We start from the raw sequence: 22948 nt of genomic DNA on the forward strand, positions 1-22948 counted from the left end.
AACAATGAGAAAGAATTATCTGTACGTACTGCTGGCCGCATCACTGACGGCCACATCCTGCTCCAATGAATTACCGGAAAATGTACCCGCCTCAGACGGAGTAATCCACATCGAAGCCAACGTATCTCCCCAAACCCGCTCACCGCAGCTCGACAGCGACGGAAGCGGTACCTTCGCCAAAGGTGACGCACTGTCCATCTTTGTAGCCGGGAACGGAACAACAGTTACCGCCAACTATGCCTATGCCTCGGACCTCCTCACTTGGAGCCAACTGGGTTTGCCGGAAGACGTGAAACAAGTGACATTTGCCGCCTGCTACCCACAGCCCACCACTGTCAAAGATGGAACCTTCGAATTCAATACCCTTACGGCACCTGAGAAAGACCTGTTGCTGGCACCGGCACAACCGGTATCGGTCGGTACAGCCGAAACTGTCCGCCTCACCTTCGGACATGCCCTACACAATCTTAACCTGAACTTCGTACCGGGAAACGGCTATACAGACAGTGACATCCGCTCGCTCACACTCGCCTGCCAAGCCAAAACCACCTGCGTGGTGGATGCTGCTCAGGGAACAATCCAGAAAGTGAACGAAGAAACTGGCGACTACCAGGCTACAGGAAACACAGCCTCGTTCTACCTGGTACCGCAGGCTACGGATGCCATCAGCCTGACCATCGGCATACAGAATGAAAGCAAAAAAATAACCCTCGACAACCTGCTCCAGCAATTGGGTTCCCAGCAGACGGAACTGCAGGGAGGCAAGCGTTGCTCGCTCACACTGAAAGTAGGCCGCGAGGGCATTACCATCGAAGGCGCAACCATTGGTGCCTGGGGCGACCAGGTGACAGCCGACGGTGAGGTAGTAATAGGCTGACAACCCGTCACCAGACTACCTTGGCATCGGAAATGACACCGTCTGCCGCATCTTCAGACGTAAAGGTAGCTCCCCTGTACTGCACACAAAGCATCACAAGCGGTTCCGTACCTTTGTTACGGACTGAACGCAGTCCGGCGGGAGCCACCCTTACTACACTACCTTCGGCCACCGGAAATATCTGTCCGTCTACCTGAAACTCACCCTTGCCGGAGAGGAAGAAATACAATTCCTCATGGGTCTTGTGGGTGTGCAGGAAACCGGTCTCCGTCCCGGGAGCAAACGATTGGAAGGAGAACTCGGCTCCAGTGGCCTGCAACGCCGCCCCTCCAAACACTTTGCCGGGAATCTTCACATCCGGCCCCAACTGCAATACATATTCGCCCAACTCATTCAGTTTGCCTACGCTGATAGCGCTAAAATTCTTTGCTTCTGCAATTTTCTCAATCTGTTTCATACTACATTATTTTAAACGGTTCATTTGTTTCGAGTGCAAAGTTATCCATTAAAAATCTATTTATCAAGAAGTTACATTTTCATCCTATACTAACCTTTTCCTCTCTTTTGCAGAAAATCAGGCTGTTGCGTCAGCATAATAAAACGAAAAAATATCATGCCGCTTCACGACATACAATCGGAAAAAAGTATTAGCTTTGCCTGCAAAACTCCACCAAACTTATCGGCCATGCAGAAAAAAGAAGAAAAGAATTCAATCATAGAGTTTTGCCCGGTGCGCAACGTCATAGCCCGTTTCGGCGACAAATGGTCTTTCCTTGTCTTGCTTACCATCAACGAACATCAGGTAGTCCGTTTCAACGAGCTGTGTCGGGCCATACCCGACATCTCTCCCCGAATGCTGTCGGGCACACTCCGCACGCTGGAAGCAGACGGACTGATTTCCAGAAAAGCCTATCCCGTCGTGCCACCCAAAGTAGAATACCGGCTGACGGACATCGGCAATTCACTCATCCCGCACATCAACCAACTGACGGAATGGGCTTTGGCCAACATGCAAAAGATTGTTTCGCACCGCAAGCAGTTCGACGAATCGAAATAACTTCATTTACCCCAAAAAACATTAAGCAATACCAATAAGATATGAAAGGAAAACTGATCTTTATTACCGGTGCCACGAGCGGCATCGGTGAAGGTTGCGCCCGCAAGTTTGCAGCCATGGGAAGCAACCTGATATTGAACGGACGGAACACCGAAAAGCTGGAAACCCTGAAACAAGAACTCACTACGCTGGGTGTGGAAGTGCTCACACTGCCCTTCGACGTACGCGACCGACAGGCCATGTGTCAAGCCATAGATTCCCTCGAAGGCCGGTGGAAGGACATCGACGTGCTGGTGAATAACGCCGGACTGGTCATCGGCATGGACAAGGAGTACGAAGGTTCGCTGGACGAATGGGACGTGGTTATCGACACCAATATCAAGGCCCTGCTGGCCATGACACGCATGATAGTGCCTGGCATGGTGGAACGCGGATGCGGACATATCATCAACATCGGCTCCATTGCAGGCGATGCGGCCTATGCCGGCGGCAGCGTCTACTGCGCTACGAAGGCTGCCGTCAAAGCCCTGTCCGACGGACTGCGCATCGACCTGGTGGATACGCCTCTGCGAGTGACAAACATCAAGCCCGGCATGGTGGAAACCAATTTCTCCGTCATCCGCTTCCGCGGCGACAGGCAGAAAGCCGATGCTGTATATGACGGTATCCGCCCATTGACGGGTGACGACATTGCCGACGTAGTCTATTATGCCGCATCAGCCCCTGCCCACGTACAGATAGCCGAAGTATTAGTAATGCCTACCTATCAGGCCACAGGAACAGTCTGCTATCGGCAGAAATAAGATCATCGACGCCAGGACTGACGCAGCACATTTCCTGCTATTCCTGTTTTAAAGAGAGAAGGTGTGTCAAAATGAAAGATAATATCTCTCAATGTTGACACACCTTCGTCATAAAATCTAAGGCCTCTACAGCGGCCTCCACCCATTTTACATTTGATAGAACGCCGATAATTCGACTATCTCACCACTTCGGTAAATTCAGGCTTGGCATCCTCACCCTTGCCTACCGTCACATAAATAGTTGCTTCGATGTCATTACCTCCAGCATCCTTGCTCCGGGCAGTGAAACGATAGTCGGTACTGCCCGAAGTGGTACGCTTACCCACAGTTACAGGGGTACCCAGCGGATACTGATAGTTGCTGCAAGCAGCATCGAAAATCTTCACATCCTCGGCTGTGACAGGTTGTTGGGCGGAATAATCCGGCAGTTTTTCTACTTTTCCCTCCAGATAGCCGCTCTCTATAAGAAAACGCTCTACTTCGGCAGGAGCCTTGGCAAGGCGGGCATTGCGTACACCGTAGCCCGGCAAGATCTCAGCCTTGGGAAGCGCCTGCTTCAGGTCCTTCATACTAGCTCCCAGACCACCGCTCCCAAAGGTACAGAAGGGAACAATCTTCTTACCCGAAAAGTCCGTCTGTTTTACCAGTGAAGCCATCGGCAAGGCGTATGTACCAAACCAGATGGGATAGCCGAGGAAGATAACATCATAGCCCGACCAGTCGCTCTTCAATGCTTTCAATTCAGGCAGTTCACCGTTTTTCATTTCTTTCTGGCATCGTTCGATGGTTTCCTGATATGTGCCGTCGTAAGGCTGTTCGACCTCGATACGCAACGTATCGGCACCCAGCAAGCGGGCAAACACCTGTGCCACCTGCTGCGTAGCTCCCGTCTGCGAATAGTAAACTACCAAGTATTTCTGCGCCTTCGGAGCAGCGTCCGTCGCCGCGTTTTTCTTCTGCGAGTTACAGCCCACCAATGCCAGGAGAGCAGTAAACAAAACCAATCCTTTTTTCATTGTCTTTCAGTTTTTCAAATTCATAACCATTATTTCTGATACTCTGATTGCAAAAATAACATTTTGACCGAATATTCTGACAAATAAGAAACACGACCTTTGGTAACCGCCCCAGTTTTGTATTTTAACGTGAGTTCGAAATAATAATAAATATATTTCAGTGATAATTAGAAACATAGCGATAAAAGTATTAAATTTATAGTGCTGAATTATAAGATTTAAACGATTACCACTATGTTTCCAGAGTCTAAAGTTACAGAGATTTATTGTATGGCCGATGATTTTTGCAAGGAATTTGCATTGCAACAGGAAAAATATATGATTGAGGATAAGAAAACCAGGCATCGTAACAAACCTAACCGTATGAATGATGCTGAGATTATGGTTATTCTAATCCTGTTTCACTCCGGTGGTTTCCGCTGTTTCAAGCATTACTACAAGGAATATGTCTGTAAACATCTGAAACACCTTTTCCCACGTTTGGTATCCTATAACCGTTTCGTAGAACTGGAGAAGGAAGTGCTGCTTCCTCTGACCATTTTTATCAAAAAGATTCTTTTGGGGGCATGTACCGGCATCAGTTTTGTCGACTCCACTCCTTTACGTGTCTGCCGTAACCAAAGAATCCTTATTCATAAGACATTTGAAGGACTTGCCGAGCGTGGAAAATGTTCTATGGGATGGTTCTTCGGATTCAAACTACATCTGATAATCAATGACAAAGGGGAAATTCTCAATTTTATGTTTACTCCTGGAAACGTGGATGACCGGGAGCCTTTGAAGCAGGGTAAGTTTCTGGAAAACATCAAAGGAAAACTATGTGCAGACAAGGGATATATTGGCCAGGCTCTCTTCGAGAACCTTTTCCTTAATGGCATTCAGCCTGTCACTAAAGTTAAAAACAATATGAAGAACTCGCTGATGAGCATCGCCGACAAGATCCTGCTCAGAAAAAGGGCCTTGATTGAAACGGTTAATGACGAGCTGAAGAACATTGCACAGATAGAACACTCCAGACATCGTTCGTTCAATAACTTTATAGCCAACTCTTTGTCGGCTATAGCAGCATATTGCTTTTTTGAAAAGAAGCCCGCCATTGATGTAAACTTTGTCAATGACGGACAACTGTCTATTTTCTAATTTTATATCGAACTCACGTTATTTTATTAAGAATACGAACAAAGACGGGATGAAGCATCACCTGCATACATCCCGTCTCATAACACGATATCCAACCAGACGTCATACAACGTCGAAAGTAACTATCATTTCATTCCCAGCTTGTTTTCTACTTCCTCCTTACTCAACTGCTTGGTACAGAAGAACCAGTCATAGCATTTCATTTCACCTTCCTCGCCATCCATGCGGGCCTTGGCTACGCCACACGAACCAGCCGTGGGTACAATGACCTCGTCGCCCGGACGCCAGTCAGCAGGCAGGGCCACGCCGAAATTGTCGGCCGTCTGCAAGCCGATGAGCACTCGCTTGATCTCGTCGAAGTTACGCCCCAGCGAAAGCGGATAGTAAAGAATGGTACGGATTTTGTCCTCCGGATCGATAAAAAATACCGCACGTACAGCCGACGTCTGACTCTCGCCCGGCTGAATCATACCGTAGAGTTTGGCCACCTCCATCGTAATGTCTTCAATGAGCGGGAACTTCACTTCCACGTTCTTCATACCTTTATAATCTATCTTGTCCTTAATGGTGCGCAGCCAAGCGATGTGGCTGTACAGCCCGTCCACCGAAAGGCCTACCAATTGGCAGTTGAGCGCCTCGAAATCGGCCGCCATGGTGGCGAAGGTCATGAATTCGGATGTACACACCGGAGTGAAGTCTGCCGGGTGGCTGAACAGGATTTTCCACTTACCCTTGTAGTCAGTCGGAAAGTTGATGACACCCTGAGTGGTCTTTGCGGTAAAGGCCGGAGCCTGGTCACCGATTCTCGGCATTGCGTTTACTTGATTTGCTTCCATGATAATAACAGTTTAAAAATGATACTTAAGGTTTTGTTCTCGATGATGTTGCAAAGGTAAACCTCCGCACATTATCCTCCAAACGGTTATTTCTATGGGGCAATAGAGAAAATCTATAATTAACGAAACCGGCATGAAACCTCGCGCACATAATGAAATTTTTATTCTCCTTTTCTACATAAAAGGAAAAAAGTTATTTATCTTTATCCACCATTTCAACAGACAAAAGATGAAGAACCAGCCTTGCCCATCCGCCCCCTGCGTCCGGAAGAAGCACATCTGCTACGCGACTTCCTTTACGAAGCCATCTACCTGCCCGAAGGTATCCCGTCTCCGCCGCGTAACATCATCCATCTGCCCGAACTACAAGTCTATATACGTGATTTCGGCACCCAACCCGACGACCATTGCTTAGTGGCCGAAGCCTCGAATAACATTGTCGGTGCCGTCTGGGTTCGACAGATGAACGATTATGGCCACGTGGACGACCACACCCCCTCACTCGCCATCTCCCTCTACAAAGACTTTCGGGGGCACGGCATCGGCACCTGCCTGATGAAAAAAATGCTCGACCTGCTGCATGATAAAGGCTACCGGCAAGTATCGCTCTCGGTGCAGAAAGTCAACCCGGCCGTCTGCCTTTACGCGCGCCTCGGTTTCGAAACCGTAAAAGAGACGGAAGAGGAGTATATCATGATATATAACTTATCAACCCGTCAGGGGCACTGCATCCCCACAGAAGTTTCTGCTATTAACTACCGCTCCGTCACCTCGGCCGACATACCCGAACTGAAAGAGCTCTTCCACAACACAGTGCTGACAATCAATGCCCGTGATTATACTGCCGAAGAAGTAGTCGACTGGGCTTCGTGTGGCAATCGCCCCAGTCGTTGGGAAGAACTGATCGCCACCCTACACTTCACTGCAGCCTGCGATGCCGAAGGCCGCATCGTCGGTTTCACCTCTATCCGCAACGACGGCTATCTACACTCCATGTTCATCCACAAAGACCATCAAGGAGAAGGCATCGCCACCGCCCTGCTACAACAGATAGAAGCTTACGCCAAGGAGCACGGTATCCGCGAAATAACCTCCGAAGTAAGTATCACCGCCCGCCCCTTCTTTGAGCATCGAGGCTATACCGTCGAACGTGAGCAACAGGTACAGGCCAACCGACTACAGCTGACCAACTATGTAATGAGAAAAGTCCTGCCTTCTTCGCTGACTACTCAAACTGAGAATAAGCAACAGACTGCACAGCAATCAAACTGCGTCACACCCCGATACCGTCTGCGGCCATGGGAAACATCCGATGCGCCCTCATTGGCAAAATATCTGAATAACAAAAAAATCTGGGATAACTGCCGCGACCGTCTCCCCTTCCCTTATACGGAAGCAGATGCCCGTTCTTTTATCGACCATGCAACAAGCCTGCAAGAGCCAAGCGAATATTGCATCGAAATAAACGGTGAAGCCGCCGGCAATATCAGCTTTATGCGGGGAACGGATGTGGAACGTTTCAATGCCGAAGCCGGCTACTGGTTGGCAGAACCCTTCTGGAACCAGGGCATTGCCAGCAAAGCCTTGTACGAAGCCTTGCGACATTATCTGGCTGCGACAGACGTCATCCGCATCTTTGCCAACGTGTATGAAAGCAACATTGCCTCCATGCGGATACTCGAGAAAGTCGGTTTCCGCAAAGTCGGCATTCTCCACAAAGCCTGCTTCAAAAACGATTGCTTTATAAATGCACACTATTTTGAATTGCTGAAAGAAGATTTTGTATGAACATCCAACTTATCACCAACGACAAGAAACGTTTCCTCTCCCTCCTTCTTCTGGCCGACGAACAGGAGTCAATGATCGACCGCTACCTGGAGCGGGGAGAACTCTTCGTCATGCGCAGCATGCAAGAAGCTGAAGTCATTGCCGTAGCAGTTGTGACAAACGAAGGAAATGGCGTATATGAACTGAAAAACCTGGCTGTTACACCTGCCTGCCAGCGAAAAGGATACGGGCGGCAGATGGTGGAATACCTTTGCCGACATTACGCAGACGTATGTCACAGGCTACTCGTCGGCACGGGCGAAAGCAGACAGACAATCGACTTTTACGAGAACTGTGGCTTCACCTACTCACATACTGTCGCCGACTTCTTCACTCTCAACTACGACCACCCGATTGTGGAGGACAGAAAAGAGCTGAAGGACATGATTTATTTTCAGAAGGACTTAACCCTCAACTGCTAAGAAGAATAAATCCGGTGATAATACTTTTCCTCCTACCCTTTTTCTTTCTGCTCCACGAACTGGAAGAAATCCTTATGGTATACCCGTGGGTAAAAAAGAACAGTACTACAATGCAAAAACGCTTCCCTAAGGCCAAACGAATTATCCGAAAAATGGAACAAATAACAAGACCCCATTTTACAATAATTGCTTCTGAAGAACTTCTGATTGTTTCCGCCTGCACGTTTGTGAGCCAGCAGACAGGGGACCTAACGGCATGGTATTGCTGCATGGCCGCATTCAGCGTCCATCTTATCGTCCATATCGCCCAATTTATCGTATAGCGTAGATATATTCCAGCCATTGTATCTACAACATTATGCCTGCCCTACTGCATTTGGGCAATACGCGACACGCACCAGTTCTTTTCCTCACACGAACTGTTTCTCTGCACAATACTGGGAATATTACTTGGCGGAGTGAACTTGATAGGAATGCATGCTATAATATATCGTTATACAAAAAAAGCCCGCAAATATTAATTTTGCAGGCTTTATAACATCAGACTAATTTCTCAGCGGTGCGTACGGGACTTTAACTTAAAGAATCAAGAAATCTCATAAGATTGCAATATACTGATAATAATCAAGTTATTACAAACCAACTATATTACTAAATATCATTAAATACCTTTTGCTGTTTCAATTATTGGGTGTATATTTGGGTGTTGAATTTCAAACGCACCCAATTATGAATATCAAACGAAACATCATCTTTTCATTGGAAAGCCGCAAGAAAAACGGAGTGCCAATCGTCGAGAATGTCCCTATCCGTATGCGTGTGGTTTTTGCCAGCCATCGCATCGAGTTCACAACGGGCTACCGCATAGATGTCGCCAAATGGGATGCCGACAAGCAGCGTGTAAAGAACGGATGCACCAACAAGCTGAAGCAAAGCGCATCGGAAATCAATGCGGACTTGCTGAAATACTACACCGAAATTCAGAATATATTCAAAGAGTTTGAGGTGCAGGGATTCATGCCCACAACCGAACAGGTAAAAGATGCGTTCAACAGGTTGCACGATGGGAAAAAGGAAGATGAGGAACAGGCTCCGGTGGTGTTTCTGCCTTTGGAGGTGTTTGATGAGTTCATCAAGGAATGCGGCACGCAAAACGGCTGGTCTGATGCCACCTATGAGAAATTTGCCGCAGTCAGGAAGCATCTTGAAAAGTTTGACAAGGGGCTGACCTTTGAATCGTTGGATGAACCCAAGCTGACGAAGTATGTGAATTTCCTGAAAGATACCGAAGATATGCGGAACACATCCATCATGAAACAGGTCGCCTATCTGAAATGGTTCCTGCGTTGGTGTACCAAGAAAGGGTATTGCATGAATAATGCCTATGAAGATTTCAATCCCAAATTGCGAAGCACTCCGAAAAAGGTGATATTCCTCACTTGGGAGGAACTGAACAAACTCAAAAATTATCAGATACCCGACACAAAGCAATATCTTGAACGGGTGAGGGATGTCTTTCTGTTCTGTTGCTTTACCGGACTCCGGTATTCGGATGTGCATAATCTGAAGAAAAGCGACATCAGGGACGGATATATAGAAATTACTACCGTAAAGACCGCAGAAAGGCTCATCATCGAACTTAACAACCACAGCAAGGCAATACTCGACAAATACAAGGGTGTGGAATTTGAGGGGCACAAGGCTCTCCCTGTCATAAGCAACCAAAAGATGAATGACTATTTGAAGGAACTGGGCGAACTTGCCGAAATCAACGAACCTGTAAGTGAAACCTACTACAAAGGAAGCAGCCGTATAGACACCATTACACCCAAATACGCATTGCTGGGTACCCATGCCGGGAGAAGGACTTTCATCTGTAACGCTCTGGCTCTCGGTATTCCGGCACAGGTAGTGATGAAATGGACGGGACATAGCGACTACAAGGCTATGAAACCCTACATCGACATTGCCGATGATGTGAAAGCCAGTGCGATGAACAAATTCAACCAACTATAAAAACAATCAGCAAGTTTCACGGGATGCCTGTTATTGGGCTTATCTTTGTAACTTTCAATACATATAACAATGAGCAACAACGATAACAATATAGAAAAAAGAAGTTTCGAGGCTTTCGTCAATGCCATCGGCTCGGAAATAGAGCAGGCGCAAGTCCGGCTCATCAGTGCCGCCAATGCGCAGATGCTGTTCCATTACTGGAAGATGGGTAATTACATTTTATACCACCAGAAACTGCAAGGTTGGGGCGGCAAGGTCATCAAGAGACTGGCGCAGGCGATACGGTTCAATTATCCCGAAAAGAAAGGGTATTCGGTCAGGAACTTGGCTTATATGTGCCAGTTCGCACGCTCCTATCCATTGGGCGCATTACGGAGTTTCATAGAAACCGATGTGAAATTACTTGCTCCAAGTGTGCAGAAAATCACGGATGAACTTCAAAGCCTGAACAATGTGTCATTTACGCAAGAGCCTCTTGCGCAAATTCAATCCTCAGACAACAAGGAAGTTGCAATTGTGCAAGAACCTCTTGCACAAATTCAGGATGTAGCCCAAACAGTCGCTGCCGCTTACCAAATAGCGATTGAGGACATAGAAAAACTGTTCCTGGCATCACCTGTTGCAAAAATCAATTGGGCAAGCCATGTGATTCTGCTGAACAGTTCCCTTCCGTTGGGTGTCGATTACTGGTATATGAAGCAATCCGTGGAAATGGGCTGGAGCAGCAATACTCTTAAAATGCAGATTGAAAGCAAATTGTTTGAACGGCAAGTCAACAGCCACAAGGTCAATAATTTTACCGCCACGCTTCCTGCGCCCCAAAGCGACCTTGCCAACTACCTGTTGAAAGACCCGTATATCTTTGACTTGGCGGGAGCCAAAGAACGTGCGGACGAAAGGGACATAGAGGAACAACTGGTGAAGCACGTTACCCGTTATCTTTTGGAAATGGGCAACGGATTCGCCTTTGTCGCAAGGCAGAAGCATTTCCAGATTGGCGACAGCGATTTCTATGCCGACCTGATTCTGTACAATATCAAGCTCCATGCATACGTGGTTGTGGAACTGAAAGCCACCCCGTTCAAACCGGAATACGCCGGACAGTTGAATTTCTACATCAATGTGGTGGACGACAAACTGAGGGGAGAAAATGACAACAAGACCATCGGGCTGCTGCTGTGCAAGGGCAAGGATGAGATTGTTGCGCAGTATGCACTGACAGGCTATGACCAGCCTATCGGCATCAGTGACTACCAACTCAGCAAGGCCGTACCAGAGAACCTGAAATCGGCATTGCCGAGCATAGAACAGGTGGAAGAAGAACTGACGATGCTTCTTGACAATGAAAAGAACAAACAAAAGTAAGACACCTATGGCAGACAAGATACAGACGATAATCCCCCGGTACGGAGAACTCAACAGAATATACAGGGACTATATAGACAATCACGTTTTCTCTTTTGACAGGCAGAAATTCATTTCGGATTTCTATCGGCAGTATAGTGACACAAAGTCTTTTGAAGCCGCTATCCTTGAACTGGTGCTTGACAGGCAAAAAGAACAATACACCTTGATACTCAGCAGCCTGAGAACCGAAATAGAAAAGAGCATACAGTCTTATGAAACGCACCCCATAAGTGACAGTGTGATAGAACGTGTTTGCTATCAGCACATGGAAAGGTATTCCCCTGAAATTAAAGCCCAACTGGATGTTACAAGAAGTCTGAGCAAGCCGCTGAATGAAGCCAACAACAAGTATGATTCCATTGGCTATAGGGAACATACCGCCGAAGAGGAAAAGCAGGCGGAGAAAGAATATGAACGCTGCAAGGCTGAATATGACAAGGAAAGAGCCATACTGAACGAACTCTATGACCAGCAAAAGGCTGCAAGGAAAGAGGCGTTCCAATATATGAAGAACCGTTGTACGGACATATACCGCCAAAGCCGCCTTTTTCTGGACATATTGAAAAAATACATTCCTGACGGGAAACGACAGGACGAGCCGGGCAACCCCATCAGCCAGCAGGAAACGACGGACGGACAACAAGAATATTTCAGCATGAAATTGCTTTCGCTCATTCATGAGGTATGTGTTGGAGAACAGTTCGAGGAAATTTCCGCACTGGATTTCTATGCCAATATGAACCTGCAACCCTGCAACTGCAAGTTGAGAATCAAACCGAGAGAGAAAATCCGTGTATGCTATCTGATATTCCTGATGGGCGAGAAACTCTCCAAGCAGGACAAGGACAAATGGAAGGCCGGAATACTGGAATTGCTGGATATTGACGACAGCTACTACAAATCCAAATACAAGGAGCCGGTTTCTGATTTTCCAAGTGACAGCAACCAGAAATTCGCCAAGGAAATGGAACATATATTCAGATAATCCGTGATATATCCTGATACTTTACGAAAGTTCCACTTTTACCACTCAAAATAATTTTTGAGTGGTATTTTTATTTTCTGACATTCAATAAGATACAATGATATTCGGTTTATATCATCCCCATCCTTACCACTCATAACCCTACCTAATTTTGCATCGTTCGAGAACAGAAATAGCAGCCAGTGCGCAGGGCTGATTGTTTAACGACTAAATAGATTGGACGATGACAAATATCCAAGAATTATTATCAAAACCCGTCTGGCAGATGACAGGAGAAGAATTCATATTCCTGAGTAAGCACGCTTCAGGTCAGGCCGAAGCATTGCCGCAACCCGTTACAGACACGGAAAAGAAGTATGTGTACGGAATACTCGGTATAGCCAAACTGTTCGGGTGCAGTCTGCCCACTGCCAACCGCATAAAGAAAAGCGGTAAGATAGACAAGGCTATTACCCAGATAGGGCGCAAGATTATCGTAGATGCAGAATTGGCTCTTGAACTTGCCGGGAAGAAAACAGGAGGACGGAAATAATGGGAGGTATGCTTATGGACTATATGAAAGAAATAAAGGAGATTTCGGCAGAACAGGCAATAATCCTTTGGCAAGCTTCACGCCTGAGCCTGTCGAAAATCTACGAGAAAGCACCTGAGATTCTAAAAGTGCAAGGTTCGGTCATTGGTACACTGGGCAATTTCAGTGCATCCATCGGCAAAGCCAAGAGTAAAAAGACTTTCAATGTATCGGCTATCGTAGCCGCCGCATTGAAAAACGGTACGGTACTGCGGTATGTTGCGGAACTTCCCGAAGCCAAACGGAAAGTGCTTTATGTGGATACGGAGCAAAGCCCCCACCACTGTCTGAATGTGATGGAGCGCATCATGCGTATGGCAGGGCTGCCCGATGACAGGGACAACGAGAACCTTGAGTTCCTTGCCCTGCGGAAGTACACGCCTGAGCAGCGCATAAGGATTGTCGAACAGGCAATCTACCATACGCTAAACCTTGGTCTGGTGATAATAGACGGCATCCGTGACATGGTATATGACATCAACAGCCCCAGTGAATCGACACGCATCATATCAAAGCTGATGCAGTGGACGGACGACAGGCAGATACATATCCACACGATACTCCACCAGAACAAGGGCGATGAGAACGCAAGGGGACATATCGGCACGGAGCTGAACAACAAGGCTGAAACCGTGCTGCTCGTTGAAAAGGACAAGAGCAACGGGGACATAAGCAAGGTTTCCGCCATGCACATCCGTGCGATGGACTTCGAGCCGTTTGCCTTCCGCATCAATGACAGGGCATTGCCCGAACTGATGGAGGACTACCAGACAGAAACCAAAGCACCCGGCAGACCCCAAGGTGAAAGGTTCGATGCCTGCAAGGACATTTCCGAGCAACAGCACCGGATAGCTCTGGAAGCCGCATTCTCGTTGCAGGACGAGTATGGGTATAAGGAACTGGGCAAGGCGCTGAAAGAATCGTATGCCTTGGTGGGCGTTCCGTTAAGCGACAACAAGCTGGTCAAACTCATCACTGTGTTGAAGAGCAAGCGGATGATAGTGCAGGAAAACGGCAGAAAGTACAGGTACGAACCGGATTTCCACTATTAGCACAATCCTCGCAATCACTTCACTTTATTCTCAGGGTCTATATATTAGGATAAAGCGAAGTGGTTGCTGGGAAGTATCAAACCGCTTCACTTTAAGCCGTATCCTATATATACGACAATAAAGTGAAGTGGTTATACGGCCAGTAACCTATATGAAAAGGTACTGGCGAAAAGAAAAACAAACAATAACCGATAAAGACAATCATTTATGGACATACAGACAGCAAAACAAATCAGGCTGGAAGAATACCTGCACAGCTTGGGATATAGCCCGGTGAAGCGGCAGGGCATCAATCTCTGGTACAAATCGCCGTTCAGGGAAGAAACCGAAGCCTCGTTCAAGGTGAATACTGAGCGGAACCAATGGTATGATTTTGCACTCGGCAAGGGCGGCAACATCATCGCGTTGGCTTCGCACCTCTATGCAACGGACAGCGTGCCGTACCTTCTGAGACGCATAGAGGAACAGGCACCGCACGTGCGCCCCGTTTCTTTCTCTTTTCGCAAGCAGTCCTTTACGGAGCCGAGTTTCCAGCAGTTGGAAACCGTGCCGCTATCTTCCCCTGACTTGCTCGCCTATTTGCAGGAAAGGGGTATCAATCCGGTACTGGCGAAAAGAGAATGCAGGGAGGCACGGTTTACGCACAACGGCAGGCGGTACTTCGCCATTGCGTTTCCCAACATATCGGGCGGCTATGAGATACGCAACCGATATTTCAAAGGCTGCATTGCACCTAAAGAAATATCCCATATCAGGCAATCGGGAGAGCAAAGGAACACGTGTTACGTTTTTGAGGGATTTATGGACTACCTTTCCTTTCTTACCCTGCGGCTTGAAAGCTGTCCGCAATACCCCGATTTCGACAGGCAGGATTACATGGTGCTGAACTCTGTCACCAATGTTTCCAAGGCACTCTACCCGTTGGGAAGTTATGAGCGCATCCACTGCTTTCTTGACAATGACCGTGCAGGAATGGAAGCCTTGCAGCAAATCCGCAAGGAATACGACAGCACCCGGCATATACGGGACGCTTCCCAAATCTACTGCGGATGCAAAGACCTGAACGAGTATTTGCAGAAGCGCATGGCTGATGGAAAAGAACAAATGCAATCCGTCAGAAAGAGAAATGACACGCTATCCAAGAAACCGAAAGGCTTCCGGTTATAGCTCACTATAACTACACGCTTCGCTTGCGTAGTTGTGGGCTCTCCCGAGGGGCTTAGGACGCTGCCCTAAGAACCCGGCAAGGGCTTTCTGCCCTATGCAACCCGACCAAAGAGTGACCCTCTCTTTGGAAACTCCGCTCATGGGTTGCACCCCTAAGAACCCCTTGCGGTTATGAGCGGAAAGCAGCAAACAAAATTAGTCAATAACCGAATCAAAAGTTGAAAAGATGGCAACAAAATCAAGCATACATGTTAAGCCTTGCAACGTGGCATCAAGCGAGGCTCATAACCGGAGGACTGCCGAGTATATGCGCAACATCGGCAAGTCCAAAATCTACATCGTGCCCGAACTCACAGCCGATAATGAACAGTGGATAAATCCGGATTTCGGCAGTCTCGAATTGCAGACGCATTATGAGAACATCAAACGCATGGTCAAGGAAAAGACAGGCCGTGCCATGCAGGAGAAGGAGCGTGAGCGCAAAGGGAAGAACGGCAAGATTATCAAAGTGGCGGGATGTTCACCCATCCGTGAGGGAGTCTTGCTCATCAGACCGGACACCACTTTGGCTGATGTGCGTAGGTTTGGCGAGGAGTGCCAAAGGCGTTGGGGCATCACACCGCTCCAAATCTTCCTGCACAAGGACGAAGGACATTGGCTGAACGGACAGCCTGCACCGGAGGACAGGGAAAGTTTCCAAGTAGGCGAAAGATGGTTCAAGCCCAATTACCATGCCCATATCGTGTTCGACTGGATGAACCACGATACAGGCAAGAGCCGAAAGCTCAATGACGAGGATATGACCGAAATGCAGAGTCTGGCATCCGATATCCTGCTAATGGAGCGTGGACAATCAAAGGCGGTAACAGGCAAGGAGCATCTGGAGCGGAACGACTTCATCATTGAGAAGCAGAAAGCCGAACTCCAACGCATTGAAGCCGCCAAGCGGCATAAGGAACAGCAGGTAAACCTTGCCGAACAGGAACTCCGTCAGGTGAAATCGGAGATACGCACGGACAAGCTCAAAGGCGCAGCCACCGATGCCGCTACGGTCATAGTAAGCGGAGTGGGTTCTCTTTTCGGTAGCGGGAAAATGAAGAAACTGGAACAATCCAATGAAGAATTGCGTCAGGAAATAGCCAAACGGGATAAGGGAATTGATGACTTGAAAGTCCAAATGCGGCACATGCAGGAACAGCACGGCAGGCAGATACGTAACCTGCAAGGAATACACAATCAGGAACTTGAAGCCAAAGACAAGGAAATATCACGGTTGAATGCTATTATTGAAAAAGCGTTCAAATGGTTCCCGATGCTCAAAGAGATGCTGAGAATGGAAAAGCTGTGCGCTGCCATCGGCTTCACCAAAGAAATGATAGAGAGCCTTCTGACGAAGAAAGAGGCTATCAGGTGCAATGGCATGATTTATTCCGAAGAACACAGGCGGAAGTTTAACATCAGAAACGATATTTTCAAGGTAGAGAGAAGTCCGACCAATGACAGTAAACTGGTACTGACCATAAACAGGCAGCCGATTGGAGAATGGTTCAAAGAACAGTTTGGCAAACTAAAACATAACTTGTGTGAACCAATAGAAGAACCGAAAAGGAATAGAGGACTTAGGGTGTAATCGCTAATTTATTCTAATTAAGCAGAAAGGAGTAATCAAATAGTATTTGGCTTGCTCCTTTTTTCCTATCTTATACTATCTTTGCATCCATGTTCAATTTATCATTTACAATTCAATTATGAGAATTATTAAAAGAATGTCTTTTCTTCTAATAGCTATTTTGTTTGGCTATACTTCTGTCTATTCACAAACACTGGCGGATGTGAAAATGGGTGAAGTTCTGAACAACGGTGATTTATTTCAAATTAGGGAGCAATATCCGATATTAAAGGATTCTGTCAGCATAGAAATGTTGAATCTTGTGTCTGAAGCGCAACTTGGTATAGGTTTCAATCAATTGGAAAGATCAGGTGTTGCATTGGATAGTCTGTTGCAGTTCCATCAGGCAGAGCTTGGTGCGGAGACATCAATAGGAATGGTAGCCTTGCAGGGTATGAATTTCTTGAATTTGGGAATGTATGAGCAAGCTGGAAAAGTTGGAGAAGGCTTGGTTAATGCGCTTAAAAATTCTGTACCGTTTGAAGCTCTTTATAGTTTTGTGTTTATAGAGAAAGTCGGCAAAGCACTTGCTAATGTACCTAAGCCTTATCTTGAACGCCCTGACCGGGACATTACTGTACCGTCAATTGTGGAAACAGTAGGAAGAGGCAAACATATTTATATTCCTGTGGAAGTAAACGGTATAACGAAAAACTATATTTTCGATACAGGCTGTTCATTTGGCAACTTCGTTTCAGAAAAGTATGCGGAAGAAGTAGGCTTGAAGGTTTTGGCAGATTCAATTCCTGTATCGGGTATGGAAATAGGCTTTGTAAAGCTTGCTATGGCGGATTCGTTGAAAATTGGAGAACTGGTATATCATCATCCTATTTTTATGGTTGCACCTCCTGACAATGAAGTGGACTCGGTGTTTGCATTTGACGGAGTGCTGGGCTATCACTTTATCAGGGACGCACGAGAAATAATCATAGACAATGAAGCAGGCAGATTTGTATTTCCACAGAAAACATCTGATGGAGAACCGAATATGTATTTGTCATCAAATACACCTCAAGTGAGAATTAGCTACAGTGGACATCCTTTTGATTTGATTTTTGATACAGGAAATGTAAAATCTGATTTGGGAAATAAATTTGCAGAAACATTTCCCGACGCAATAGAGGGGCTCGCTGAACAGACAACCTCCCGTGGAGGCTTTGGCGGAATATCACAAACAAAAGCAGTTGTATTACCCGAATTCCGTTTTGAAGTAGCAGGTTCCACTGTTAAATTATATAATACGGAGGTCGTTAAAAATACGGAATCCGGCAGTCAGTTATTTTCCGGCTCATTAGGAGCGGATTTCGTACTATCATTCAAACGGCTGGTTATTAACTATCAGAACATGTTTATACGTGGAGAAAAATAGCAATAGCCGCAATAATGAGATTAAGGGGCAAACTTCAAAGTAAGTTTAGCCCTTTCTTTTTGCTTCTTAATGAAAAACACCCGACTTTACATTCTTGGGTGTAAAATCGGGTGTCTATTTCACAAAACATTGATTTTCAATGTTTATTGCGGTGCGTACGGGACTCGAACCCGTGACCCCATGCGTGACAGGCATGTATTCTAACCAGCTGAACTAACGCACCAGATTTTTATTGTTTCGTTGCTATCTCTCTCGATTGCGGTTGCAAAGGTACGTCTTTTTTTGAAATCTGCAATAGCTAAAGCGAAAAAAATATTTTTTTCAGATAAAAGCCGATTATATCACTTTTATACTAACTTTGCCAAAGTAACTTGAATCCTAAAAAAACATTATCATGAAAGCAACTCCTATCGAACGAAATATCATCGACCAGACCATCGACGAGTTCCACCTGGCAGATTTCGCCAAAGCCACTATCCGGGAAGTGAAAGCCATTGCTGCCAAGGCAGAAGCCTTGTCTGGAGTAGAGTTTATCAAGATGGAAATGGGCGTACCCGGACTTCCTCCTTCCTCCGTCGGCGTAGAAGCCGAAATCGAGGCCTTGAAAAACGGTATAGCCAGCCTATATCCGGACATCAACGGACTCCCTTCCCTCAAAACGGAGGCATCCCGGTTTGTAAAGGCATTCATCAACGTCGACATCGCGCCCGAAGGCTGCGTACCGGTAACCGGATCCATGCAAGGCACGTTTGCCTCGTTCCTCACCTGCAGCCAATGCGACCCCAAGAAAGACACCATCCTTTTTATCGATCCGGGGTTCCCTGTCCAAAAACAGCAACTGGTCGTCATGGGACAAAAATATGAAACTTTTGATGTCTACAATTACCGCGGTGACAAGCTGAAAGACAAGCTGGAAAGTTATCTGAGCAAGGGGAATATAGCTGCCATCATCTATTCCAACCCCAACAATCCCAGCTGGGTCTGCCTGAAAGACCAGGAATTGCGCATCATCGGTGAGCTGGCCACCCAATACGACACCATTGTTCTGGAAGACTTGGCCTATTTTGCCATGGACTTCCGACAAGACATGAGCCGGCCGTTCCAACCTCCCTACCAACCTTCGGTAGCCCACTATACGGACCACTACATCCTGCTCATTTCAGGGTCCAAAGCCTTCAGCTATGCAGGACAACGCATCGGAGTGAGCTGTATATCGGACAAGTTGTATCACCGCGCCTACCCGGGACTAACCCAACGATATGGAGGAGGCACCTTCGGCACCGTATTTATCCACCGGGTACTCTATGCCCTTTCATCGGGTACCAGCCACTCGGCACAATATGCCATGGCGGCCATGCTGAAAGCAGCCAACGACGGACAATACAATTTCCTGAACGAAGTCAAGGTGTATGGTGAACGGGCACGGAAACTGAAAGAGATTTTCTTGCGCCACGGCTTCCATCTCGTATATGACAACGATTTGGGTGAACCCATAGCCGACGGTTTCTACTTTACCATCGGATATCCGGGCATGACCAGCGGAGAGTTGGCCAAGGAGCTGATGTACTATGGTGTAAGTGCCATCTCACTGGTGACAACCGGAAGTTCTCAGGAAGGACTGCGGGCATGTACCTCCTTTATACAAGACCATCAATATGCTTTGCTGGACGAACGGATGGCGTTGTTTGCCGAAAACCATCCCATCTGAGAGAACCGCCCCAGATACGCCACAAGGGCATATCGATAATATTTTGTAAAAAAAGATGGCATATACCTTTGGATTTCGAATAATTATCTGTAACTTAGGGGCATGCCTGAAAGTATAGATATATTCAAAATAGAGAGTAACCATGTACTCCCGACGCGCGGAAAGATTCTGATTTCCGAACCTTTCCTGTGTGACAAGCTCTTCAGCAGGTCTGTCATCCTCATGATAGACCATACTTGCGAAGGGAGCATGGGACTTGTCATGAACAAGCTGTCCTCCCTGTCACTGGCAGAAATCTTCGAAGACCTCGACGGAAAGGAGAACATCCCCATTTATTGGGGAGGACCGCTTGGCACGGACACCATCTTCTATATCCATACCTTGACCGACATTCCCCACTCTCTCCCCTTGGGGAAAGGGCTCTATATGAACGGCGACTTCGAATCTGTCAAGGAATACATCAGACAAGGAAAAGAGATTGAAGGAAAAATCCGTTTCTTTGTAGGTTATTCCGGATGGGAGAAAGGACAATTGCATGAGGAAATCCAAATGAATACATGGATTGTAAGCCAGACATCCAACGCCTCATTGATGGACGAAAAGGAATCTTCCGACTTATGGCGTACATCGCTGGACAGACTGGGCGGCAAGTACAAAATATGGTCACGCTTTCCACAAAGGCCCGGCCTGAACTAAGGATGAAGACGCTGGAGCATCACTACATCCTTATATTGGCCGCCTGCGAACCACCACTCCTTCAATACGCCACATTCCACAAAGCCACATGATGCAAAAAGGTGGCGGCTGGCTTCATTGTCGACCGCCACATGAGCTGTCAGCTGGTGCATGAACAGAAAACCGAAAAGATAATCGCACAACAACGACAAAGCCTCACGGGCGTACCCTTTTCCCTGAAATATCTTACGGATAGCAATGCCAATCTCTCCCCTTCGATGTATCGGGACAAAGTCGGTCACGTCGACCGTACCTACTACCTGCCCGTCTTCACAACGAACAATCATCAGCCGAAGTTGCCTGTCGGCAAACATATCGCTTTGGGAATCTTCCATGTACTGCTTCAACACATATTTGGAATACGGCACCGTAAAATTGGATACATCCCACGTCTCGGGATCGTTTTCCATGCAATAGAGCACCTCCAAATCTTCAGGTTCCATTGCCCTGAGGCGCACAAGCTCCCCTTGAAAAAAAACCGGCTTCATAACTTTTCCTCCACGTCGCGTTCAATGTGCAGCTCCCGGCGTAAACGCTCCTCACCCGGCAGGCAAAACAACGATGCCGTCAAGGCAATGAGTCCACACAAAAGTCCTGTCGTACTCAACATTGCATAATATGTAAGGAAGCCGGCTATCACGGGAAGGGCCAGCAACACCATCCGCATGCCGCTCCAGAATACATACATCTGCAAGGCCCGCCCCATGGCGGCAACATCTATCCTGCGCTTCAACACCCAGGCAAACAATTTCAAGGATACCGGTACGCAAATCGCCGCCAGCAGGATGCAAAGCGCTTCGGCAAAGTAAGTGGTCCGCACGTCACCGGCATAATATCCAACCCAGCCTTCGGTCGTTTCACCCAAAAACACCACAACCACCGGCACAAGCCAGAAACTTATATAGAGGGTCCGAAGGAGTCGGGCCGCCTTTCTGATCAGTTCATCCATTATCTATTTCGCTATTTTTTTAAATTATAAAGTCCCATTGAACGGAGTACGGTTCACAATGCTGCGTCCCAACGTCACCTCGTCAGCATACTCCAGCTCGTCGCCCACCGAAATACCCCGGGCGATGACCGAAAGCTTCACATCCAGCTTCTCCAGTTTGCGGTAAATGTAGAAGTTGGTCGTATCGCCCTCCATGGTCGTACTCAACGCCAGAATCACTTCCTTGATGCCACCGGCCTTGACCCGCTCCACCAGGCTGTCTATCTGCAAGTCGCCCGGCCCGATGCCGTCCATCGGAGAAATGACCCCGCCCAATACATGATACAGCCCGCGGAACTGCTGGGTAGCCTCCACCGCCATCACGTCGCGGATGTTCTCGACCACACACACAATCGAAGCGTCGCGCTGGGGGTTGGAACAGATACGGCAGACGTCGGTATCGGAAATGTTGTGACACACCTTGCAATACTTCACTTCGTGCTTCAAGGTGACGATGGCCCGCCCGAAGGCTTCGACCGTCGCCGTATCCTGACGCAACAAATGAAGCACCAGACGCATGGCCGTCTTGCGGCCCACTCCCGGCAATTTGGCAAATTCACTCACTGCCTTCTCCAACAATACTGAAGGGAACTGTCCGTTCATAGCTAAAAACTTTCACATTGCGGGCGCAAAGATAACGAAATAAGTGCTACCTTTGCAATGGGTATAACACTAAATTTTGATAGAAAACATGGAGATAACCAGTGCAGAATTCATTATCAGCAACACCGACGTACGCAAATGTCCGGCCGGCAACCTGCCCGAATACGCCTTCATCGGGCGTTCGAACGTAGGCAAGTCGAGCCTCATCAACATGCTGACCGGCCGGAAAGGCCTGGCCATGACCTCGGCGACTCCCGGAAAGACCATGCTGATCAACCATTTCCTCATCAACAGGAACTGGTACATCGTAGACCTTCCCGGCTATGGATATGCCAAACGTGGTTTCAAGGGACAGGAGCAAATCAAGAACATCATCGAAAGCTATATCCTGCAACGCCCCCAGATGACCAGTCTCTTTGTCCTGATAGACAGCCGGCTGGAACCCCAACCCATCGACCTGCAATTCATCGAATGGCTGGGCGAGAACGGCATCCCCTTCTCCATCGTCTTTACCAAAGCCGACAAGCTGAAGAGCGGCAAACTGGGAGCCAACGTAGCAGGCTACCTGAAGAAACTGGAAGAGCAATGGGAAGAACTTCCTCCCTACTTTGTCACTTCTTCGGAAAACCGACTGGGACGAAAAGAACTATTGGACTATATAGAAACGATCAACCAACAAATAAAATAATGTGAGGAGAAA

Annotated in this window: 24 protein-coding genes, 1 tRNA gene and 1 pseudogene; 19 read left to right on the plus strand and 7 right to left on the minus strand. The window is 47.4% G+C overall.

Annotated elements, in window-relative coordinates; all coding sequences use genetic code 11:
- Nucleotides 1-4: 4 nt before the first annotated feature.
- The gene (locus tag BQ7483_RS05815; RefSeq protein WP_072545205.1) at nt 5-877 is read left to right on the plus strand and encodes a fimbrillin family protein; all 873 of its coding nucleotides are present in this window, start codon (nt 5-7) and stop codon (nt 875-877) included.
- Between the two features lie 7 nt (nt 878-884).
- On the opposite strand, the gene BQ7483_RS05820 is transcribed toward BQ7483_RS05815, so the two are convergent.
- Nucleotides 885-1334 carry a cupin domain-containing protein gene (locus tag BQ7483_RS05820; RefSeq protein ID WP_072545206.1) on the minus strand — a complete coding sequence of 150 codons (450 nt, stop codon included), beginning with the start codon at nt 1332-1334 and terminating at the stop codon, nt 885-887.
- 228 nt (nt 1335-1562) lie between these two features.
- On the opposite strand from BQ7483_RS05820, the gene BQ7483_RS05825 reads away from it, so the two are divergent.
- A complete protein-coding gene (locus tag BQ7483_RS05825) occupies nt 1563-1934 on the plus strand; it encodes a winged helix-turn-helix transcriptional regulator (protein WP_072545207.1) in 372 nt (123 codons plus the stop codon).
- Nucleotides 1935-1975: 41 nt separating this feature from the next.
- On the plus strand, nt 1976-2737 hold the full coding sequence (locus BQ7483_RS05830) for an SDR family NAD(P)-dependent oxidoreductase (protein ID WP_072545208.1): 762 nt from the start codon (nt 1976-1978) through the stop codon (nt 2735-2737).
- A gap of 176 nt (nt 2738-2913) precedes the next feature.
- Here the strand turns inward: BQ7483_RS05830 and BQ7483_RS05835 are convergent, their stop codons facing one another.
- Nucleotides 2914-3753: a flavodoxin gene (locus BQ7483_RS05835; RefSeq protein ID WP_072545209.1), complete on the minus strand. Its 840-nt coding sequence runs from the start codon at nt 3751-3753 to the stop codon at nt 2914-2916.
- A gap of 234 nt (nt 3754-3987) precedes the next feature.
- Between BQ7483_RS05835 and BQ7483_RS05840 the strand changes: the two genes are divergently transcribed.
- A complete protein-coding gene (locus tag BQ7483_RS05840) occupies nt 3988-4893 on the plus strand; it encodes an IS982 family transposase (RefSeq protein ID WP_072545210.1) in 906 nt (301 codons plus the stop codon).
- 125 nt (nt 4894-5018) lie between these two features.
- Here the strand turns inward: BQ7483_RS05840 and BQ7483_RS05845 are convergent, their stop codons facing one another.
- Nucleotides 5019-5729 carry a peroxiredoxin gene (locus BQ7483_RS05845; protein WP_072545211.1) on the minus strand — a complete coding sequence of 237 codons (711 nt, stop codon included), beginning with the start codon at nt 5727-5729 and terminating at the stop codon, nt 5019-5021.
- 243 nt (nt 5730-5972) lie between these two features.
- Here BQ7483_RS05845 and BQ7483_RS18370 point away from each other — a divergent pair.
- The 12 genes and pseudogenes from BQ7483_RS18370 to BQ7483_RS05910 form a co-directional block, all read left to right on the plus strand.
- Nucleotides 5973-6869 (plus strand): annotated as a pseudogene (locus tag BQ7483_RS18370) (GNAT family N-acetyltransferase); the annotation flags it as partial.
- 150 nt (nt 6870-7019) lie between these two features.
- Complete coding sequence (locus tag BQ7483_RS05860) at nt 7020-7517, plus strand: GNAT family N-acetyltransferase (RefSeq protein WP_072545452.1); 498 nt, start codon at nt 7020-7022, stop codon at nt 7515-7517.
- A complete protein-coding gene (locus BQ7483_RS05865) occupies nt 7514-7978 on the plus strand; it encodes a GNAT family N-acetyltransferase (RefSeq protein WP_022019409.1) in 465 nt (154 codons plus the stop codon). Before BQ7483_RS05860 ends, BQ7483_RS05865 begins: the two co-directional genes overlap by 4 nt.
- A gap of 14 nt (nt 7979-7992) precedes the next feature.
- Nucleotides 7993-8301, plus strand: coding sequence for an HXXEE domain-containing protein (locus tag BQ7483_RS18325; protein ID WP_162274247.1), 309 nt, complete (start codon nt 7993-7995; stop codon nt 8299-8301).
- Between the two features lie 406 nt (nt 8302-8707).
- Nucleotides 8708-9994 carry a site-specific integrase gene (locus tag BQ7483_RS05875; protein ID WP_072545212.1) on the plus strand — a complete coding sequence of 429 codons (1287 nt, stop codon included), beginning with the start codon at nt 8708-8710 and terminating at the stop codon, nt 9992-9994.
- 69 nt (nt 9995-10063) lie between these two features.
- Nucleotides 10064-11359, plus strand: coding sequence for a PDDEXK nuclease domain-containing protein (locus BQ7483_RS05880; RefSeq protein ID WP_072545213.1), 1296 nt, complete (start codon nt 10064-10066; stop codon nt 11357-11359).
- Between the two features lie 7 nt (nt 11360-11366).
- Entirely contained in the window at nt 11367-12386 is a 1020-nt protein-coding gene (locus BQ7483_RS05885) for a hypothetical protein (protein WP_072545214.1), read from the plus strand.
- Nucleotides 12387-12609: 223 nt separating this feature from the next.
- Entirely contained in the window at nt 12610-12918 is a 309-nt protein-coding gene (locus BQ7483_RS05890; protein ID WP_007842330.1) for a DUF3853 family protein, read from the plus strand.
- 14 nt (nt 12919-12932) lie between these two features.
- Nucleotides 12933-14009, plus strand: coding sequence for an AAA family ATPase (locus BQ7483_RS05895; protein ID WP_072545453.1), 1077 nt, complete (start codon nt 12933-12935; stop codon nt 14007-14009).
- Nucleotides 14010-14216: 207 nt separating this feature from the next.
- Nucleotides 14217-15176 carry a toprim domain-containing protein gene (locus tag BQ7483_RS05900; RefSeq protein WP_072545215.1) on the plus strand — a complete coding sequence of 320 codons (960 nt, stop codon included), beginning with the start codon at nt 14217-14219 and terminating at the stop codon, nt 15174-15176.
- A 226-nt stretch (nt 15177-15402) separates the two neighbouring features.
- Nucleotides 15403-16806, plus strand: a complete 1404-nt coding sequence (locus BQ7483_RS05905) for a mobilization protein (RefSeq protein ID WP_072545216.1) — start codon at nt 15403-15405, stop codon at nt 16804-16806.
- A gap of 118 nt (nt 16807-16924) precedes the next feature.
- Nucleotides 16925-18214: a retropepsin-like aspartic protease gene (locus BQ7483_RS05910; protein ID WP_139247548.1), complete on the plus strand. Its 1290-nt coding sequence runs from the start codon at nt 16925-16927 to the stop codon at nt 18212-18214.
- A 149-nt stretch (nt 18215-18363) separates the two neighbouring features.
- Here BQ7483_RS05910 and BQ7483_RS05915 read toward each other — a convergent pair.
- A tRNA-Asp gene (locus BQ7483_RS05915) sits at nt 18364-18437 on the minus strand.
- Nucleotides 18438-18608: 171 nt separating this feature from the next.
- Here BQ7483_RS05915 and BQ7483_RS05920 point away from each other — a divergent pair.
- Both BQ7483_RS05920 and BQ7483_RS05925 read left to right on the plus strand, forming a co-directional pair.
- A complete protein-coding gene (locus tag BQ7483_RS05920; protein ID WP_022019411.1) occupies nt 18609-19922 on the plus strand; it encodes an aminotransferase class I/II-fold pyridoxal phosphate-dependent enzyme in 1314 nt (437 codons plus the stop codon).
- Nucleotides 19923-20024: 102 nt separating this feature from the next.
- Nucleotides 20025-20618 (plus strand): YqgE/AlgH family protein, encoded by a 594-nt coding sequence (locus BQ7483_RS05925; protein WP_022019412.1) that lies wholly within the window; start codon nt 20025-20027, stop codon nt 20616-20618.
- Here the strand turns inward: BQ7483_RS05925 and BQ7483_RS05930 are convergent.
- The 3 genes from BQ7483_RS05930 to recR are packed head-to-tail and all read right to left on the minus strand — an operon-like array spanning nt 20615 to nt 22248.
- Nucleotides 20615-21145 (minus strand): GNAT family N-acetyltransferase, encoded by a 531-nt coding sequence (locus BQ7483_RS05930; protein WP_072545218.1) that lies wholly within the window; start codon nt 21143-21145, stop codon nt 20615-20617. The two genes, BQ7483_RS05925 and BQ7483_RS05930, sit on opposite strands and share 4 nt — an antisense overlap.
- Nucleotides 21142-21606: a hypothetical protein gene (locus BQ7483_RS05935; protein WP_022019414.1), complete on the minus strand. Its 465-nt coding sequence runs from the start codon at nt 21604-21606 to the stop codon at nt 21142-21144. The genes BQ7483_RS05930 and BQ7483_RS05935 overlap by 4 nt, the downstream gene beginning before the upstream one ends.
- A gap of 24 nt (nt 21607-21630) precedes the next feature.
- Complete coding sequence (gene recR / locus BQ7483_RS05940; protein WP_022019415.1) at nt 21631-22248, minus strand: recombination mediator RecR; 618 nt, start codon at nt 22246-22248, stop codon at nt 21631-21633.
- Between the two features lie 88 nt (nt 22249-22336).
- Here recR and yihA point away from each other — a divergent pair, with 88 nt between their 5' ends.
- Entirely contained in the window at nt 22337-22936 is a 600-nt protein-coding gene (gene yihA, locus BQ7483_RS05945) for a ribosome biogenesis GTP-binding protein YihA/YsxC (RefSeq protein WP_072545219.1), read from the plus strand.
- Nucleotides 22937-22948: the final 12 nt, after the last annotated feature.

Source organism: Mediterranea massiliensis, assembly GCF_900128475.1.
In the GTDB taxonomy this organism is placed as follows: domain Bacteria; phylum Bacteroidota; class Bacteroidia; order Bacteroidales; family Bacteroidaceae; genus Bacteroides; species Bacteroides massiliensis_E.

Coding starts and splice junctions, on each gene's coding strand:
- BQ7483_RS05815 (WP_072545205.1), top strand. CDS start 5: ATGAGAAAGAATTATCTGTACGTACTGCTGGCCGCATCACTGACGGCC.
- BQ7483_RS05820 (WP_072545206.1), bottom strand. CDS start 1,334: ATGAAACAGATTGAGAAAATTGCAGAAGCAAAGAATTTTAGCGCTATC.
- BQ7483_RS05825 (WP_072545207.1), top strand. CDS start 1,563: ATGCAGAAAAAAGAAGAAAAGAATTCAATCATAGAGTTTTGCCCGGTG.
- BQ7483_RS05830 (WP_072545208.1), top strand. CDS start 1,976: ATGAAAGGAAAACTGATCTTTATTACCGGTGCCACGAGCGGCATCGGT.
- BQ7483_RS05835 (WP_072545209.1), bottom strand. CDS start 3,753: ATGAAAAAAGGATTGGTTTTGTTTACTGCTCTCCTGGCATTGGTGGGC.
- BQ7483_RS05840 (WP_072545210.1), top strand. CDS start 3,988: ATGTTTCCAGAGTCTAAAGTTACAGAGATTTATTGTATGGCCGATGAT.
- BQ7483_RS05845 (WP_072545211.1), bottom strand. CDS start 5,729: ATGGAAGCAAATCAAGTAAACGCAATGCCGAGAATCGGTGACCAGGCT.
- BQ7483_RS05865 (WP_022019409.1), top strand. CDS start 7,514: ATGAACATCCAACTTATCACCAACGACAAGAAACGTTTCCTCTCCCTC.
- BQ7483_RS05875 (WP_072545212.1), top strand. CDS start 8,708: ATGAATATCAAACGAAACATCATCTTTTCATTGGAAAGCCGCAAGAAA.
- BQ7483_RS05880 (WP_072545213.1), top strand. CDS start 10,064: ATGAGCAACAACGATAACAATATAGAAAAAAGAAGTTTCGAGGCTTTC.
- BQ7483_RS05885 (WP_072545214.1), top strand. CDS start 11,367: ATGGCAGACAAGATACAGACGATAATCCCCCGGTACGGAGAACTCAAC.
- BQ7483_RS05890 (WP_007842330.1), top strand. CDS start 12,610: ATGACAAATATCCAAGAATTATTATCAAAACCCGTCTGGCAGATGACA.
- BQ7483_RS05895 (WP_072545453.1), top strand. CDS start 12,933: ATGGACTATATGAAAGAAATAAAGGAGATTTCGGCAGAACAGGCAATA.
- BQ7483_RS05900 (WP_072545215.1), top strand. CDS start 14,217: ATGGACATACAGACAGCAAAACAAATCAGGCTGGAAGAATACCTGCAC.
- BQ7483_RS05905 (WP_072545216.1), top strand. CDS start 15,403: ATGGCAACAAAATCAAGCATACATGTTAAGCCTTGCAACGTGGCATCA.
- BQ7483_RS05910 (WP_139247548.1), top strand. CDS start 16,925: ATGAGAATTATTAAAAGAATGTCTTTTCTTCTAATAGCTATTTTGTTT.
- BQ7483_RS05920 (WP_022019411.1), top strand. CDS start 18,609: ATGAAAGCAACTCCTATCGAACGAAATATCATCGACCAGACCATCGAC.
- BQ7483_RS05925 (WP_022019412.1), top strand. CDS start 20,025: ATGCCTGAAAGTATAGATATATTCAAAATAGAGAGTAACCATGTACTC.
- BQ7483_RS05930 (WP_072545218.1), bottom strand. CDS start 21,145: ATGAAGCCGGTTTTTTTTCAAGGGGAGCTTGTGCGCCTCAGGGCAATG.
- BQ7483_RS05935 (WP_022019414.1), bottom strand. CDS start 21,606: ATGGATGAACTGATCAGAAAGGCGGCCCGACTCCTTCGGACCCTCTAT.
- recR (WP_022019415.1), bottom strand. CDS start 22,248: ATGAACGGACAGTTCCCTTCAGTATTGTTGGAGAAGGCAGTGAGTGAA.
- yihA (WP_072545219.1), top strand. CDS start 22,337: ATGGAGATAACCAGTGCAGAATTCATTATCAGCAACACCGACGTACGC.